The organism is Comamonas aquatilis (genome assembly GCF_965139575.1).
GTDB classification, from domain to species: Bacteria; Pseudomonadota; Gammaproteobacteria; order Burkholderiales; family Burkholderiaceae_C; genus Comamonas; species Comamonas aquatilis.
In genome coordinates this window covers 43,159-59,319 of sequence record NZ_CBCSIW010000010.1, presented here as the reverse complement: position 1 = coordinate 59,319, position 16,161 = coordinate 43,159, and the positions used below count along the sequence as shown (strand labels likewise).

The 16,161-nt window shown below is 60.9% G+C and carries 14 protein-coding genes; 6 read left to right on the top strand and 8 right to left on the bottom strand.

Annotated features, from left to right (window positions below):
- The first annotated feature begins 148 nt into the window (after positions 1–148).
- Positions 149–1,063, top strand: coding sequence for a LysR family transcriptional regulator (locus tag ACNAZA_RS13340; protein ID WP_415797047.1), 915 nt, complete (start codon positions 149–151; stop codon positions 1,061–1,063).
- A gap of 563 nt (positions 1,064–1,626) precedes the next feature.
- Positions 1,627–4,086, top strand: coding sequence for a putative bifunctional diguanylate cyclase/phosphodiesterase (locus tag ACNAZA_RS13335; RefSeq protein ID WP_415797046.1), 2,460 nt, complete (start codon positions 1,627–1,629; stop codon positions 4,084–4,086).
- 65 nt (positions 4,087–4,151) lie between these two features.
- On the opposite strand, the gene ACNAZA_RS13330 is transcribed toward ACNAZA_RS13335, so the two are convergent.
- From ACNAZA_RS13330 to ACNAZA_RS13305, 6 genes are all read right to left on the bottom strand, one after another.
- On the bottom strand, positions 4,152–6,671 hold the full coding sequence (locus ACNAZA_RS13330; protein ID WP_415797045.1) for a YgiQ family radical SAM protein: 2,520 nt from the start codon (positions 6,669–6,671) through the stop codon (positions 4,152–4,154).
- A 228-nt stretch (positions 6,672–6,899) separates the two neighbouring features.
- On the bottom strand, positions 6,900–7,346 hold the full coding sequence (locus tag ACNAZA_RS13325; RefSeq protein WP_415797044.1) for a PepSY domain-containing protein: 447 nt from the start codon (positions 7,344–7,346) through the stop codon (positions 6,900–6,902).
- Between the two features lie 372 nt (positions 7,347–7,718).
- Positions 7,719–7,928, bottom strand: coding sequence for a DUF2783 domain-containing protein (locus ACNAZA_RS13320; protein ID WP_415797043.1), 210 nt, complete (start codon positions 7,926–7,928; stop codon positions 7,719–7,721).
- Positions 7,929–7,945: 17 nt separating this feature from the next.
- Positions 7,946–9,643: an FAD-dependent monooxygenase gene (locus tag ACNAZA_RS13315; protein ID WP_415797042.1), complete on the bottom strand. Its 1,698-nt coding sequence runs from the start codon at positions 9,641–9,643 to the stop codon at positions 7,946–7,948.
- A 226-nt stretch (positions 9,644–9,869) separates the two neighbouring features.
- Positions 9,870–10,745, bottom strand: coding sequence for a helix-turn-helix transcriptional regulator (locus tag ACNAZA_RS13310; protein ID WP_415797100.1), 876 nt, complete (start codon positions 10,743–10,745; stop codon positions 9,870–9,872).
- A gap of 146 nt (positions 10,746–10,891) precedes the next feature.
- On the bottom strand, positions 10,892–11,065 hold the full coding sequence (locus tag ACNAZA_RS13305) for a hypothetical protein (protein WP_415797041.1): 174 nt from the start codon (positions 11,063–11,065) through the stop codon (positions 10,892–10,894).
- A gap of 205 nt (positions 11,066–11,270) precedes the next feature.
- On the opposite strand from ACNAZA_RS13305, the gene ACNAZA_RS13300 reads away from it, so the two are divergent.
- Complete coding sequence (locus ACNAZA_RS13300; RefSeq protein ID WP_415797040.1) at positions 11,271–11,864, top strand: IMPACT family protein; 594 nt, start codon at positions 11,271–11,273, stop codon at positions 11,862–11,864.
- A 53-nt stretch (positions 11,865–11,917) separates the two neighbouring features.
- Here the strand turns inward: ACNAZA_RS13300 and ACNAZA_RS13295 are convergent, their stop codons facing one another.
- Positions 11,918–12,127 carry a hypothetical protein gene (locus ACNAZA_RS13295; protein ID WP_415797039.1) on the bottom strand — a complete coding sequence of 70 codons (210 nt, stop codon included), beginning with the start codon at positions 12,125–12,127 and terminating at the stop codon, positions 11,918–11,920.
- A gap of 189 nt (positions 12,128–12,316) precedes the next feature.
- On the opposite strand from ACNAZA_RS13295, the gene ACNAZA_RS13290 reads away from it, so the two are divergent.
- On the top strand, positions 12,317–12,646 hold the full coding sequence (locus tag ACNAZA_RS13290; protein WP_120967738.1) for a carboxymuconolactone decarboxylase family protein: 330 nt from the start codon (positions 12,317–12,319) through the stop codon (positions 12,644–12,646).
- Positions 12,647–12,825: 179 nt separating this feature from the next.
- Positions 12,826–13,629, top strand: coding sequence for a 2,5-didehydrogluconate reductase DkgB (dkgB, locus tag ACNAZA_RS13285; RefSeq protein ID WP_415797038.1), 804 nt, complete (start codon positions 12,826–12,828; stop codon positions 13,627–13,629).
- Positions 13,630–13,711: 82 nt separating this feature from the next.
- Here dkgB and ACNAZA_RS13280 read toward each other — a convergent pair whose 3' ends face one another.
- Positions 13,712–14,236 carry a GNAT family N-acetyltransferase gene (locus ACNAZA_RS13280; RefSeq protein ID WP_415797099.1) on the bottom strand — a complete coding sequence of 175 codons (525 nt, stop codon included), beginning with the start codon at positions 14,234–14,236 and terminating at the stop codon, positions 13,712–13,714.
- Positions 14,237–14,533: 297 nt separating this feature from the next.
- Here ACNAZA_RS13280 and ACNAZA_RS13275 point away from each other — a divergent pair, with 297 nt between their 5' ends.
- Complete coding sequence (locus ACNAZA_RS13275; RefSeq protein WP_415797037.1) at positions 14,534–16,156, top strand: ABC-F family ATP-binding cassette domain-containing protein; 1,623 nt, start codon at positions 14,534–14,536, stop codon at positions 16,154–16,156.
- Positions 16,157–16,161 lie beyond the last annotated feature (5 nt).

The following is a 16,161-nucleotide window of genomic DNA, read 5'->3' as shown; positions in this document are numbered from 1 at the left end:
AGCACTTGCTATGATTCAAAGGCAGAGCCGCAAAGCCTCTACCCTGTACTGGCGGTGAATATATCAATGCATATATTTCATGACTTTGTATTTTCTGTTCTAAAAAAGTGGACACTAGCAGAATCCCGAATCACTCAAGCTCCGCTTCATGCCTGCCTATCAAGACTCTCGTGCGCACTATCTATATGAGGCCGCCACCTGCGGCTCGGTGCGTGCAGCGGCAGAAAAGCTTGGCATTGTTCCCTCGGCCGTCAGCCGACAGATCAGTCTGCTGGAAGACGCCCTGGGCGTGGCCCTGCTGGAGCGCCACCGCAGCGGAGTCGTGCCTACGCAGGCTGGACAGCTGATCCTGGATTACTACCGCCAGCATATGGCCCATCGCCACGACATGTTGGCCAAGATGGATGCGCTGCGCGGCCTGCATAGCGGCTCCGTGCAGGTGGTCAGCGGCGAAGGCTTTGCCCAGGAGCTGATTGACGGGCCGATTCGTCAGTTTCGCCAGCAGTATCCCGGCGTGTCCATCTCGCTGGAGATTTACGGCACCAACGAAATCATGCGCCGCGTGCGCGAGGATGAGGCCGAAGTCGGTCTGGTCTACTACCCCCCTGCCGACAGCCATATCACCGCCCGCGGCTCGGCGCGCCAGCCCATGCATGCCATCGTCAACCCTCATCATGCCCTGAGCAAGGCGCAAAGCACCTCGCTGCAGGAACTGACGCAATGGCCTATCGCCTTGCTGCAAGGTGTTTACGGCATACGGCAACTGGTGGAATACGCCGAGCAGACCGACAGGATTCGCCTCAGCCCCGCTCTCACCAGCAATCTGATCAGCGTGCTGATCAGCTTTGTGACCACCGGCCAGGGCGTGACCTTGCTGCCGCCCTGCTCCATCACCACCGAACTGACCCAGGGCCGCGTGTGCGCCATTCCCGTCAATAGCCCCACCTTCCAGAATGCAGAAATGCAGCTGATCACGCGCACCGGCCGGCATCTATCGCCAGCGGCCAATCGTTTTCTTCAGTACTGCATGCAGGGCATGCAGGCATTTCAGGCTACGGCCTAAAGCAGGCGGCAGCTCCGACTGCCTCAGCGCAACCGGACCAGCTGTCTTTCAAATGCCAGTAAAACAGGCAGTCTCACACGAGGGCTTGGATACCGGATAAGTACCTAAAAGCATGGCAATCCCGCGTGAGCCATATCGCCCAGGCATTTGCCGACCTCGTCCTACAAACACTTTGTTACCCAACTACCGCAAAATAAGGATATCGCTTGCTATCGCATTAGTGGATTTTTCGCACTGATCAAAAGGCCGGAAGGGCAAGGCAGTGTGTGCCACATTGACATAGGGCAATAGGAAGAAATACGGCATTGGGCCATGCGCTGCCGCTTTGAATCATTGATTGCACATCGCTCGCGAGATAATGCATACATATACAAATTAAACAATTTAAAACACTTAGAAGTGAGAGACGGGGGTTTATTCACAGAAGGCCCGGATGAATGCGCAAATTTTGAGATTGAACTGCAGATGCCGGCTTGAGTTGCCTGAACTTTAATGGCTCGAATTGAGGTATTTCAACCTGTTTTCGCGCATCGCTTACACCACACCCATCAGCGCTACTCAATATGCAACAGAGCACTCAACCTAGGGGTAGCAGATTGGCATTCTGGCAAAGGGTTTGGCCGTTCGCACTATTGACGGCCATCCTGGTGATCACGGCCGGCACCAGCATTTACCTGCTGTCTGCCGTACGTGGCATTGTTGCAGGCGAAAGCTTCTGGTCGAAATCTCAAAAAGATGCCATCTACTATTTGACACGCTATGCCGAAGCCGGCAACCGCGAGCATCTGGACAGATACCACAGCGCCATGCTGGTACCGCGCGGAGATTCCGATGCCCGCGAAGCACTGGAGAAGAGCCCGCCAGATCTGGCTGCAGCACGCAAAGGCCTGCTGCAAGGAGCCAATCACCCCGACGACATCAATTCGCTGATCTGGCTGCTGCGCAATTTTCGCCATTTCAAATTGATACAGGAGCCCGTTTACTACTGGAAACAGGGTGATGAGTACCTGGCTCAACTGGGGCTGCTGGCGGCAGAAGTCGAGCAAGGCTACAACGAGAGCAAGCCGCCAACCAAAGAGACCATCAGGACCTGGAAGCGAGAGATCGGTCTGATCAACAGCGGCGCATCGCCTGCAGCCAAGGCCTTTACCGATTCACTGGGTCAAAGTTCACGCCGCATCGTCTACATTCTTTTGGGCATCAACTGTACGCTGGCCCTGGTGCTGGTCGCGGTCTGGAGCCTGAGCACGCTGCGCGCATTGCGCCAGCGACAGCAAACCCAGTCGGTGCTGGATGCCGAAAAAGAGCGTGCGCAAGTCACGCTTGCGGCTCTGGGCGATGCCGTGATCACCACCGACGCTCATGGAATGCTCACCTATATCAATCCGGTTGGCCTCGGTTTGTTGGGCGCAGGCCAGCAAAGCCCGATTGGCCGCTCGCTCAAGCATGTGCTGCAGTTTTACTCCCTGGACTCCAGTTACAGCAGCGAAGTGCTGTTGAAACAGCTGCTGAGCGGGGATGTCACGCGCCGCGACGAGCAGACCCACTGGCTGCGCCGCAACAATCACGGCACTCTGCCGGTCAAGGTCGTGGGCTCAAGTATCAAGAGCGACGGCCTGGTGACGGGCACGGTGATTGTGCTGCGCGATGTCTCGCGAGAGCAGCAGTTCATGGACCAGCTTTCCTGGAACTCCAGCCATGACACGCTGACAGGACTGGAAAATCGTGGCGAGTTCGAGCGCCGGCTGCAGCATCTGCTCAACCAGGGCCGCCATCAGATCAAGCCCTGCTCTCTGCTGTATATCGATCTGGACCAGTTCAAGCTCATCAACGAGACCAGCTCCCATCACGCTGGCGACGAGGTTTTGTGTGAGGTTTCCCGCATGCTGCTGGGCAATCTGCGCGAATCAGACTCGCTGGCTCGCATGGGCGGGGATGAATTCGGCATTCTGCTGGAAAACTGCCCGCCTCAGGCCGCAATGGCGATTGCTGAAAAATTGCGCGCCGCCGCCGAGACCTTGCAAGTGCAATGGGGCAACAAAACCCTGCGCACGGGCTTCAGCATGGGCCTGGTGCACATTCCAGGCGATGCCAGCAGTGCGGCCGATTTGCTGCGTCTGGCCGATATGGCCTGCTACCAGGCCAAGGACAAAGGGCGCAACAAAGTCTTTGTCTATACCCACAACGACGGTTCCTACAACCGTTATGTCAGCGAGATGGAATGGGTGATGCGCGTGCGCTCGGCCCTGGATTCGGATCGGTTTTGCCTGTATGCGCAAACCATTGCCCCGCTGCAGAATCCCGACGAACGGGGCATGCACTTCGAGGTACTGCTGCGCCTCAAGGATGAGCAAGGCCAGATCATAGCCCCCGGCGCCTTCATACCGGCTGCCGAGCGTTACGGCATGATGCCCACACTGGACCGCTGGGTCATCAGCCAGGCCCTTCAAAGCCTGGCCCGGCGTCCGGCGGGCTCTCGCCCCGTGGATACCTGTGCCATCAATCTCTCCGGGGCCAGCCTGGATGACGAGGAGCTGCTGCACTTTGTCAAAAAGCAGATCGTGCTGCACGGTATTGCGCCGCATCTGCTGTGCTTTGAAATCACCGAAACCAGCGCCATTGCCAACCTGAGCAATGCCACCCGACTGATACAGGCACTGCGTGCCCTGGGCTGCCGGTTTGCGCTCGATGATTTCGGCGTGGGCATGTCCTCGCTGACCTACCTCAAGCAGCTGCCGGTGGACTATGTGAAGATCGACGGCGGCTTTGTGCGCGACATGCTGCAAGAGCCCAGCAACCACGCCATGGTGGAGATGATCAATCGCATAGGCCATATTCTGGGCAAGAAGACCGTGGCCGAATTCGTGGAAAGCCGCGAGATTGCGCGAGCCCTTCAGGCCATGGGGGTGGACTATGGTCAAGGCTATGCCATTGCCCGCCCCACCCCTCTGGTGCCCGAATACTTTCTGCCCAACTCCGGTGGCGAGCTGCCCCAGTGGTGCGGAGAATTGATCACGCAATGACTGCATTCGCCCTGTAAGCCACAAAAAAGCCCGGATAACCGGGCTTTTTTTATGGCAAGGATCAATCAACGCGGCTTGCGCGCTGCAGAGCCGGGCTTGGCCGCGGCCTTGAAAGCCGGTTTGCCTGCGGGCTTGCCACTCTTCACACCAGCGCGCGGAGGCAGGCCGGTATGCTGGCTCAGCATCTGGCCGGGCTTGGGCTGGGCGGTTCTGAAGCGCACATCGCCCTGAGGCTCGTTCGATTCCTGCGTCCGCCGACGCACGGCCACGGCCTTGCCTTCCTTGTTGACGGTATAGCCGATGCCACCGCCACTGCCGGACTGGGTGCTGTTTTTCTTGCGGGCACTTTGATAGCTGCCGTCCACCATGGGCTGGAAGGTAGGAATCAGATGCTGCTTGCCGTTGCCGATCAGATCGGACCGGCCCATGGCCTTCAAGGCCTCGCGCAGCATGGGCCAGTTGTTCGGGTCGTGGTAGCGCAAAAAGGCCTTGTGCAGGCGGCGGCGTTTTTCACCGCGCACGATGTCCACGCGCTCCTCGGCCTCGTCGCGCATCTGGCGGCGTACCTTGGTCAGCGTGTTGCGGCCGCTGTGGTACATGGCCGTGGCGGTGGCCATGGGGCTGGGGTAGAAGGTCTGCACCTGATCGGCACGGAAACCGTTCTTCTTGAGCCAGATGGCCAGATTCATCATGTCCTCATCGCTGGTACCCGGGTGGGCGGCAATGAAGTACGGAATCAGAAACTGCTTTTTGCCGGCCTCTTCGCTGAATTTCTCGAACAGCTGCTTGAACTTGTCATAGCTGCCGATGCCGGGCTTCATCATCTTGCCCAGCGGGCCGGCCTCGGTATGCTCGGGCGCGATCTTCAGATAGCCGCCCACATGGTGCTGCACCAGCTCCTTGATGTACTCGGGCGACTTCACGGCCAGGTCGTAGCGCAGGCCGGAGCCGATCAGAATCTTCTTGATGCCGGGCAGCTTGCGCGCACGGCGGTAGATTTTGATCAGCGGGGCATGGTCGGTGTGCAGGTTCTGGCAGATGCCGGGGAACACGCAGCTGGGCTTGCGGCAGGCCGCTTCGATCTGCGGGCTCTTGCAGCCCAGGCGGTACATATTAGCCGTGGGGCCGCCCAGGTCGGAAATGGTGCCGGTAAAGCCCTTGACCTTGTCGCGTATCTCTTCCAGCTCCTGGATGATGGAGTCTTCCGAGCGGCTCTGGATGATGCGGCCTTCGTGCTCGGTGATCGAGCAGAAAGTACAGCCGCCAAAGCAGCCGCGCATGATGTTGACCGAGGTGCGGATCATCTCCCAGGCAGGAATCTTGGTCTCGCCATCATGGCTGCCCTTGCTGTCGGCATAGCTGGGGTGCGGATTGCGGGCGTATGGCAGGCCAAACACCCAGTCCATCTCGGCCGTGGTCAGCGGAATGGGAGGCGGGTTCATCCACACATCGCGGGCCGTGAGGCCTTCGCCGTGAGCCTGAACCAGCGCACGGGCATTGCCGGGATTGGTTTCCAGGTGCAGCACGCGGTTGGCGTGAGCGTAGAGGATGGGGTCGCTCTTGACTTCCTCGTAGCTGGGCAAGCGCAGCACGGTGCGGTCGCGCGCCGGCAGCTTGGACTTGCTGCGCAGCGAGAGATTGGGCACGAATTGAATCGTCTGCACCTGGGCCACCGATGCGGCATCTTTTTGGCCTGTAGCGCAAGATGTACCTGCGCCAGCAGCTACATTTTCTGTAGCATCACCTTGCGTGCCGTCTTCCTTGGAGCAGGTCTGGCCCTGGGCCTCCGCCTGCTCGCTGGTGGTCATATAGGGATTGATATGCGGCTCGACTTCGCCGGGCTCGTCCACGGTGGAAGAGTCGACTTCAAACCAGCCCTCTTCCGAGGCACGGCGGAAAAACGAGGTGCCGCGCACATCGGTGATGTTTTCCACCGGCTCGCGCGAAGCAATGCGGTGAGCCACTTCGACCAGGGCCCGCTCGGCATTGCCGTAAAGCAGGATGTCGCACTTGCTGTCCACCACGATGGAACGGCGCACCTTGTCGCTCCAGTAGTCATAGTGGGCAATGCGGCGCAGCGAGCCTTCGATGCCGCCCAGCACAATGGGCACATCTTTGTAGGCTTCGCGGCAGCGCTGGCTGTAGACGATGGCCGCGCGGTCCGGGCGCTTGCCGCCCACGTCGCCGGGCGTGTAGGCATCGTCGGAGCGAATCTTGCGATCAGCCGTGTAGCGGTTGATCATGGAATCCATATTGCCGGCCGTCACACCCCAAAACAGGTTGGGCTTGCCCAGAGCCTTGAAGGCTTCGGCGCTGGTCCAGTCGGGCTGGGCAATAATGCCCACGCGAAAGCCTTGGGCCTCCAGCACACGGCCGATCACCGCCATGCCGAAGCTGGGGTGATCCACATAGGCATCGCCCGTGACCAGGATGATGTCGCAGCTGTCCCAGCCAAGCTGATCCATCTCCGCACGGGTCATGGGCAGGAACGGCGCCGGGCCAAAGCGCTTGGCCCAGTACGGTTTGTAGCTGGTCAGCGGTTTGGCATCGCGATGAAAAAAGGAAACATCAACCGGGGCGTTCATGTGCAGTGGGCTCTAGCGGCCAGTACGGGGAAAGAACCGGCCAGTGTACGTTTCTCCCCCTGGCCTTGCATCTGCAAGGTCTTGCAAATCCAGGGTCGGGACTTTTAAATTCATAGCAGGCAGCGCATTCACTGACTGAAAATAAAGCGCTAACAACCATTAAATCCAGTCAGCGCATGCGCGGCCTACTTTCAAATCCATAGCAAAACCGGCTTTTCCAACGGCCACTCAGTCTTTTTTCGTACCGGTGACCTTGCCCGTCTCGGCATCCAGCCTGACGCTGGTCACCACATTGTCGGCCTTCAGCAGCTTGACCTTGTAACTGGTCTTGCCCCAGTCAGAATCCAGCTGGGCCTCGACGGGCTTGCCGGGCGTATGGGCCACGGCAGCATCCACGGCCTGGGCCAGGGTGATCTGGGCCTCGGCCAGATACTTGGTGTGCTTGCGCTCGGCCTTGCCCTTGTTCTTTTCAATCGCGGCATCGCCGGTGGTGGCATTCACGCGCAGCTTGATTTCTTCGTTGGCCGGCGACACCAGCGTCACCGAGTAGTAGGGAGCCGCACCTTTCTTGCCGGCTTCCAGCTCGGCCTCTATGACTTTGCCGGGGGCCACGGTCTGGGCTTTTCCATGGCCTGCGTGATACCCACGGCTGTCGTTGCGGTAAGGGCCTGCCACTCGGCCGCGGATTTGGCAATGGCAGGTGCGCCAGCCAAACCCAGAACAATGCTCAAACCCAAGGCGGTGCTGCTCAGTTTCATTTATTCATCTCCTGATCAACGGTAAAGCAATTGAAAACCGGCCTGCCGAAACGGTGTTTGGGGGCATGCAAAACCGTGCTCAAGCGCCAGCGGCCTTGCTTGCCTGCTGCAAAAATACAGGCCTGCCTGCCCTTGTAACCCCATCGGCCTTCTATAGCCAGCTTATTTAGTCAGCAGATAAGTACAAAAAACCGGCGATTCAAGAGTTCAAACCATTCAAAACAAAAAAAGCCCGCCTGGCAGTTGCACCGGAGGGCTTTCAAAGCGGCATTGCTGCGCAGCAGCGCGCTTACAAATCTCGCTGAGCCGCGGCAATCAGCTCGCCAAACAGCGCGGCATCGCCAAGACGATTGGCGCCCAGCAGCGCCAGCTTGACCAGAAAGAGTTCGGATTTTTCCGCCCCCACGGCATCGATTGCCGTGGCCAGCTGGTCGTACACGGTTTCCAGCCCGGCTATATCCAGGCCGGCCGCTGCAGCCGGAGTGTTTGCTGTTGTCATTGAGTTCTCCTTTTGGTTCAGGCGGGCAGCGCCAGATTGAAAGCGGCTTGCAGGCGGTTGGCGTCCAGCGCCATCCAGCGGGCGCAGACATGCTGATCGGGCCGCAGCAGATAGGCCGCACCCTGGGCCATCACGCCATAGCGAGCGCGGCAGCGGCCGTCACCATCGCGCAGTGTCAGATCGGCGCCCTCCACGGCTGCCACCGGCTGGCTGCTCACGGCAATCAAACGCACTCCCACGCCTCTGGCTTTCACGCCATCGACCACCCGACGCAGCTCGGCGGGAACGGCCGCGCCATCGTTGAAGTACAGCAGATCAAAACCGCCACCCAGATGATCAAGCAGATAGCTGTCGGCCGCAAAACGCACGTTGACGGGCGGCGCGCCATGGGCCGGGCCGGCCTTGAACAGCAGATTGTCGTCGCCCACGCTGTTGAGCGGCGAGCTGTCGTATTCATGCGGGCGCGAGGTGCGCCAGTGGTAGAGCGGGCCCACAAAAGGCTGGCTCAGCGACAGTGACAGCACGGCATCGCGCAGCAGTCTGAAGCCTCGGGTGGGCGGCGCCATAAAGCGCGTGCTCTTGCCGGCTTCCTCCACAATCTCGCGGGCCGCGCCCACGCGCTCGCTGCTGTAGCTTTCCAGCAATTGAGGGCTGGCCGCACCCTTGGCCACCAGGGCCAGGCGCCAGCCCAGGGCCTGCGCATCCTGAAAGCCGGTATTGGCGCCGCGCACGCCAAAGATAGGCAGCATATGGGCGGCATCGCCGGCAAAAATCACGCGGCCGTGTACGTAATTGGGCAAGGTCAGCGCGCGGGCCGAGTAGACCGAACTCCAGTCCATCTCCCAGGGCGTACCGCCAAAACCGATCATCTCCAACTGGGCATCGATGCGGGCCTTGAGCGACTCTGGCTTGAGCGCATCTTCGGGGTCTTCGCCAGCTGGCAGCTGATAGTCCACGCGCCAGATGCCATGCGGCTCGCGGTGCATGAGTATGGTGTTGCCGGGGTTCCAGCTGGGATCGAAAAACGCCAGGCGCTCGGTAGGCAAAGGCAGGTCGATGCGGATATCGGCGATCACAAACCGGCCTTCGTACGAAGCGCCTTCCATCTGCAGATGCATGGCGCTACGGATTCCCGAACGCGCGCCGTCGCAAGCTACCAGCCAGTCGGCCTGCAGCGGGTAACTGCCTTCGGGCGTGTCCACCTCGACAAGCGCTTTGCCCCCCACCTGCTCCACCTGGTTGACACGGTTGCCCCAGCGCAGCTCGATCAGCGGATGAGCCTCTACGGCATCAACCAGATACTCCTCGAGATACTGCTGCTGCAGATTGATCATGGGAAAGAAGCGATCATCGTCGGCGCGAGCGTTTTCCATGCGGAACACACGCTGACCGCGATAAATGCTGTTGCCAAAGCACCAGGGCAAGCCGGTCTCCGTCACGCGGTGGGCCACGCCCACTTGCTGCAAGATTTCCATGGAGCGGCGCGTGAACACGATGGCACGGCTGCCTTCGGACACCTGCAGCTCCGACTCCAGCACCACGCAGCGCTGGCCGTGGCGGGCGATTTCCAGCGCCGTGGTCAGGCCCACGGGGCCGGTGCCGACGATGACGATGGGATGGCTTTGCGCGCCGGGGTGCTCGGAGGGCAGCCAGGGCTGGTTGACTCGGTACTGGTAGTAAATCGAGCGGCGAGGCTCGGCATAAGGCTGGTGCATATCTTGTCTCCTGAGGCTGCGCGGCCGTCTGTTCGCTTGACTTGCGGTTTTCCGGCGCGCCTTGATCGGCCTTCTCACGGGCTTGAAGCCAAGTGTAGAAAAGCCGGATCATCGGAATGTCACCATTTGAGGACATGCAAGCGCCAGCTTGCCATACACCCGAGAATTTTGAATAAAACAAGACTCAAGCTCAGGCGCATCATTCACAAGCCGCTATCAAAATAGATTAAACCTCGGCCGGCTCCATCAGCAGGGCAAACAGCTCGCGCTGGCCTTGTACGCCCAGCTTGGCGCAGACACGCTTGATATAGGTGCGAGCGCTGCTCACGGTAATTCCCAGGCACTGGGCTAAGGCATCGGCATCCAGCCCCTGGGCCAGGGCGCGCACCACATCCAGGTCGCGCGGCGTAAGCTGCTCGAAGCGCTTGCTCAGCCGCGCCAGCACCAGGCCGACCAGATCGTCCTGCAGCGTCTGGCCCGCGTAGTGCAAGCGCATGGCCTGCATGACCAGGGGCGCAAACGCTTCGATCAGCGCTATCGCGCCCGCATCAAACACCCCGTGCTCCTCGCCCCGGTAGAGATTGACCGACAGCCAGCGGGCATTTTCCTGCAAGCACAGCAGGGACAGGCGCTCGGCAATGCGCGGCAGCTCGTAGCAGATCTGGCGGTACTCGGGGTGCTGCACATCGCCCGGTCCCTGGCGGTGCAGCCACACGCGCGGCTTGGCATGCGGGTCCTTGGCCAGGCGCGCAAGCTCGGCCTTCATCACCTGCTGGGAGCCGTCCAGAGGGTAAAAGCGCTCGCTATAGTCCTGCGAAATCATGGGCAGTGCGCCGGTACGCGCTCTGTCGCCCATGCCCATCACGCGCGGGCGCGCCATGCCCTGAAAGGAAAAAATCGTGCACTGGGCCAGCGGCACCTGGTGGCCCAGCAAATGTAAGATCTGCTCGGCCACGCCATCACTGCTGCTACGACCCACTTTTTCCATCAAGGCCGTCACATCGGCCAGCGCCACGGGCAGCACGGCCGTCTGGGCTGCTGCGGGCAGCAGCATCCAGTGCGAGGCCTGGACTTGGTTCGCGCTTTGATTGACGGCATTCATGGTGAGGAGGCGTGGCGGCAAGAAACGGTGATGCAGCCCGCATTGTCAAGCCAGTCGCCCATGAAAAATCCGGCTGCCACCTTGGTGATCAGCCGGATGCTTCATGGAAAGAGGAAAAGTTTCAAACCGGAGCGATGACTGACCAGCTACCACTCGCCCACGTTGCGAATGCGCTGCACCCAGTCGACCTCCTCTTCGGGCTGCACGCCCGCCACCCATTGCCCATTACCTTGCTCCCATTCCAGAGGGGGCGGAGACAGATGTTCGCGGCCAAAAGTATGCTCATTGGCAGGAAGCTCGGTGCGATGCGGTGTGGTCATGGCAGTCTCCTTTGTTGCATAGCGTACGCCAATCACCCTACAAACATTGTAGGAAAAAGAAACTATGGCTTGTCTACCTCATATGGCGGGCGCGTCAGCCCCGGCCATTGCCCTGCCGCTTTGGCGGCGCGACCTTGACTACAGACAGCCAACCAAGGCAGTCAAGCTGTACGCACCGGCTTTTGCGGCTATGCTGCGGCCCGCTATGCCCCAGACTCTACGCACCCCCGCTCACAGTGATTTGCTGATCAAGAAAAGCCGCTTCATCGGCTGCGTGCAACCCATGACGGACCGCGCCACTGCACAGACCGTGGTCGATGCATTGAGGCGCGAGCACCCGGGCGCAGCCCATGTTTGCTGGGCCTTGCTGGCCGGCGGTCAATCGGCGGCCGTGGATGATGGCGAGCCCAGCGGCACGGCGGGGCGGCCCATGCTGGACGTGCTGCGCCATCAGGATCTGGAAGGCGTGCTGGCCACCGTGGTGCGCTACTTTGGCGGCGTGAAGCTGGGTGCCGGAGGGCTGGTGCGCGCCTATACCGATGCTGTCGCCCAGGCCTTGCTGACGGCCGAGAAAGTGGCGATTCGCCGCATGCAGACGCTGTGCTGCACCGTGCCTTATGCACTGGAAGGTCTGGTGCGCCGCCAGATCGAGCAGGCCGAGGCCGAACTGCTGCAGGTGGAGCATGGCAGTCTGGTGACGCTGCACTTTTGCCTGCCGGAGGCGCAGGCGCAGGAATTTATGGCCAGACTCAATGAAAGCGGCCAAGGCCGCGTAGGCTGGATAGATCCGGAGCTTTGATGGCCAGACTCCGGGCACCCGACGCACCGCGTAACGGTTTGCCGGGATAAGGCTTAGTCGGTCAGCACCACGCCCAGCTTCGCGAGCTTGGATGCCAGCACATCGCGACGGCGCATGGCTTTGGCCGCTGTCTCGCTTGCCGTGGCAATCGCTCTGGGGCCCTTGGTTGCCACCACCTGGATGAGTGCGGTTTTCTTCGCTGCCTCGGCTGCGACCTTGCGGTAGCTGGCGATCAGTGCAGCATGTGGATTGGCTTGGTTCACGGGAACTCCTTGTTTAACAACGCGCATTGTTGCGTCTAAACACCGGCTCGCATCCAACAAACCCGTTTTAAGCCGCAATTTCATCCTTTGCAGCACCATCCGCTCCAGCCCAGCGTAGAAAACAAGATCGCATCGCGGTAATCTGGGGGCTTCATCGGGTTCAACGCGCCAAGCGCAAAGGAGTCACACATGCTGGACTGGAACGAATACCGCAAGGAACTGGCGGGCCGACTGGGCGAGTTTTCACAGCTGTCGCCCGGCACCATGGAAGGCTACAAGGCCCTGGCCGCCGCCGGCAGCAAGACCGGCCATCTGGATGCCAAAACCCGCGAGCTGATTGCCATCGCCGTGGGCGTGACCACGCGCTGCGACGGCTGTATTGCCGTGCATACCAAGGCCGCCAAGGCTGCCGGCGCCAGCAAGGAAGAAATTGCCGAAGCCCTGGGCGTGGCCGTGGCTCTCAATGCCGGTGCGGCCATGGTGTATTCGGCCCGCGCGCTGGATGCGCTGGGCGAGTAAGCAGGCGCCTGAGGAACAAGCGATCGGCCCATCGCAGTGCCTGGGCCACTTTTCTAACTGACCACATCGAGCTGCCGCTCACCATCTGTTCCACCACGGCACAAGTGCTTGTGCGCTGCGGTGCTTCATCTTTGCCGCCCTATGCTTCAGACTTGGCGTCTTCTTCAAGGACAAAGAACATGAGTATTCCTGCATTTGGCGTCGGCACTTTCCGCCTCAAAGATCAAGTCGTTATCGATTCCGTGCGCAATGCGCTCGATCTGGGCTACCGCGCCGTGGATACGGCACAGATTTACGGCAATGAAGCCCAGGTGGGCCAGGCGCTTGCCGAAAGCGGCGTGGCGCGCGATGCGCTCTTTGTCACCACCAAGATCTGGACCGACAACTACAGCCAGGCCAAGCTGATCCCCAGCCTGCAAGACAGCCTGAAAAAGCTGCGCACCGACTATGTGGACCTGACGCTAATCCACTGGCCGGCACCCGGCAACGGCGTGGAGCTGGAGGAATTCATGGGCTCACTGGCCCAGGCCAAGGCCCAGGGGCTGACGCGACACATCGGCATTTCCAACTTCAACATCGAGCTGACCCGCCAGGCCATTGCCGCCGTGGGCGCGGGCGAAATCGCCACCAACCAGATCGAGCTGAGTCCCTATCTGCAAAACCGCCAATTGACGGCATTTCTCACCGAACAAGGCATTCAGACCACCTCGTACATGACGCTGGCCTATGGCAAGGTGCTCAAGGATGCGGTGCTGGCCGAGATTGCCGCCAAGCATGAGGCCACTGTGGCCCAGGTCGCACTGGCCTGGGCGCTGCAGCTGGGGTATGCAGTGATTCCCTCATCGACCCGACGCGAGAATCTAGCCAGCAATCTGAAGGCGCGCGAGCTCCAACTCGATGCCGACGATATGGCGCGCATCGCCCAGCTGGAGCGCAACGGCCGCGAGGTCAACCCCGAGGGACTGGCACCGGTCTGGGATTGATGGCTGAGCGTTGAACACCGGAAAAAACAGCTCGCAGCGCTTTTATCCATTGCGCTGCAAACTATTGATTCAATAGCAAAATCTAACCATCCACGGGATGCAGCGGCGTCTGTAGCGTCAGCTGATAAAAAGCCAGATCCAGCCAGCGGCCGAATTTGAAGCCCACCTGCGGCATCTGGCCCACATGCGCAAAACCCAGGCGTTTGTGCAAGCCGATACTGCCCTCGTTGGCGGCATCGATGGCGCCCACGATGGCGTGCACATCGCCACGGCGGCGGGCCTCGGCAATCAGCAAATCCATCAGCTGCCTGCCCAGGCCCCGCCCGCGGTGCTCGGGGTGCACATAGACCGAATGCTCCACCGTGTACTTGTAGGCCGGATAGGCGCGAAAACTGCCGTAGCTGCAAAAGCCCAGCAGCTGGCCCTCGGCATCCTCTATGCCTATTACCGGCCACTGGCCGGCGCGCTTGGCTTCGAACCAAGTCACCATGTTTTGCGCCGTGCGCGGCTGGTAGTCATAAAGCGCGGTGGAATGAACGATGGCGTCGTTCAAAATATCCAAAATCGCGCCCGCGTGGCGCTCATGTGTGCATTGCACAATCTTCAGTTCATTCACAGATCTCTCCGGCTGCAGGGCCTGCGCCGCATCATGCCACTGCCAGCCGCCGCTTTTGGGCAAGTTGCACGTGGTGCAGCGTGGTGCTCGCACCACCGTCAGCTTGACCGCTGGCCTGCTCTGCCTACAATCGCCCACTTTGCACCATTCACGAGGTCTTACACCCATGCGCTATTGATGCCGCCGTCTTGCTGACGGCCACCTCCCCACTCCCTGTTTCACCGCGTGCACGACTTGCAGCGGCCTCCATGGCACAGGGGATGTCTGGCATTCATCGCTTGGGTTTTTATGACCGAACCTCGTTTGACGCTGCATGGCGTCTCTTATGTGCTGCCTACGGGCAAAACGCTTTTCTCTGATTTATCCGCCAGCTTTGCCGCGCAACGCACCGGCCTGGTCGGTCGCAATGGCATGGGCAAAAGCCTGCTGGCGCGCATTCTGGCCGGCGAGACCGCGCCCAGCAGCGGCAGCGTGGCCCGTTCGGGCCGCGTGCATTATCTGGCGCAAGATCTGCTCCAAACCAACGCTGATCAGACCGTGGTCACGCTGGCCGGCCTGCAGCCCGCATTTGACGCATTAGCCCGCATAGAGCAAGGCAGCTGCGCCGACCACGATTACGAGTTGCTGGCCGAGCGCTGGGACATACGCCCGCAATTGCAGGCCGCGCTGCACGCCGCCCAGTTGCCCGGCCTGGATGCAGATGCCAACGTCCAGCAACTGAGCTGCGGCCAAGCCATGCGCGTGGCCCTGGTGGGCGCACAGCTATCGGGTGCGGATTTTCTGATTCTGGATGAGCCCAGCAACCACCTGGATGCCGCCCACCGCAGCGCCCTGGCCACGCAGCTGCGCCATTGGCGTGGCGGCCTGTTGCTGATCAGCCATGACCGCAGCTTGCTGAACGCCATGGATTGCATAGCAGAACTGGCATCAAACGCCCTTACCTTCTATGGTGGCAGCTATGATTTTTACTTGAACAGCAAACGGCAGCAGGAACAAGCCGCGCTACAGACGCTGGCCCAGGCCAAGCTGGAGCGCGACCGCCAACAGCGCAGCTTGCATGAGCAACACCAGCGCCAACAACGCCAACAGGCAGCGGCGAACCGGGCCGGCAAGAACGCAAATCAGGCCAAGCTGCTGCTGGGCACGCAAAAAGCACGCAGCCAGGCCACGGCCGGGCGGCTGGCCCAGCAACAGACCCAGGCCAGAGAGGCTGCGCAGCAGCGCGTGCGCGAGGCAGCCCAGGCCATTGACTGGCAGGCCGCCAGCATTTACCTGCATGTGCCACCGCTGCAGGAGTTGCTGCCGCCAGAGCGTGTGGTGGCCGAGCTCGCTGCGGTGCAACTGCCCTGGAGTTGCCAACTACCAGCGGTTTCGCTGCGCTTGCAGGCAGGCCAGCGCATCGCCATCACCGGGCCCAATGGCTGCGGCAAATCCACGCTGCTGCGGGTACTGGCAGGCGAGATAGAGCCGCTGCAGGGCAGGCGCCAGATGACTACCTCTTTTGCCTGGCTGGACCAGCGGCTGAGCAGCCTGGACGATGAGCTCTCGGTGATCGCCCAGTTGCAACAGGCAGCACCCCGCACGCCGCAGGGATTGCAGCGCATGCGCCTGGCCCAGCTGGGGCTGGATGCCAGCCATATGGATCAGCCATGCCGTTTGCTCAGCGGAGGCGAGCGCCTCAAAGCCGCTCTGGCCTGCGTGCTCTACCGCGATGCAGCGCCGCAGATGCTGTTGCTTGACGAGCCGGACAATCACCTGGATCTGTCCTCGCAACAGGCGCTGCAAGCCATGCTCTGCCAATACCCGGGCACGCTGGTGCTGGTGTCGCACGACGAAGCCTTGCTGCAGGCTCTGCAGCTGACGCACCGCCTGGCGATCAGCGAAGCCGAATGGAAGCTGCTGGCGGTGTAAACCGC

Coding starts and splice junctions, on each gene's coding strand:
- ACNAZA_RS13340 (WP_415797047.1), top strand. CDS start 149: ATGCCTGCCTATCAAGACTCTCGTGCGCACTATCTATATGAGGCCGCC.
- ACNAZA_RS13335 (WP_415797046.1), top strand. CDS start 1,627: ATGCAACAGAGCACTCAACCTAGGGGTAGCAGATTGGCATTCTGGCAA.
- ACNAZA_RS13330 (WP_415797045.1), bottom strand. CDS start 6,671: ATGAACGCCCCGGTTGATGTTTCCTTTTTTCATCGCGATGCCAAACCG.
- ACNAZA_RS13320 (WP_415797043.1), bottom strand. CDS start 7,928: ATGACAACAGCAAACACTCCGGCTGCAGCGGCCGGCCTGGATATAGCC.
- ACNAZA_RS13315 (WP_415797042.1), bottom strand. CDS start 9,643: ATGCACCAGCCTTATGCCGAGCCTCGCCGCTCGATTTACTACCAGTAC.
- ACNAZA_RS13310 (WP_415797100.1), bottom strand. CDS start 10,745: ATGAATGCCGTCAATCAAAGCGCGAACCAAGTCCAGGCCTCGCACTGG.
- ACNAZA_RS13305 (WP_415797041.1), bottom strand. CDS start 11,065: ATGACCACACCGCATCGCACCGAGCTTCCTGCCAATGAGCATACTTTT.
- ACNAZA_RS13300 (WP_415797040.1), top strand. CDS start 11,271: ATGCCCCAGACTCTACGCACCCCCGCTCACAGTGATTTGCTGATCAAG.
- ACNAZA_RS13290 (WP_120967738.1), top strand. CDS start 12,317: ATGCTGGACTGGAACGAATACCGCAAGGAACTGGCGGGCCGACTGGGC.
- dkgB (WP_415797038.1), top strand. CDS start 12,826: ATGAGTATTCCTGCATTTGGCGTCGGCACTTTCCGCCTCAAAGATCAA.
- ACNAZA_RS13275 (WP_415797037.1), top strand. CDS start 14,534: ATGACCGAACCTCGTTTGACGCTGCATGGCGTCTCTTATGTGCTGCCT.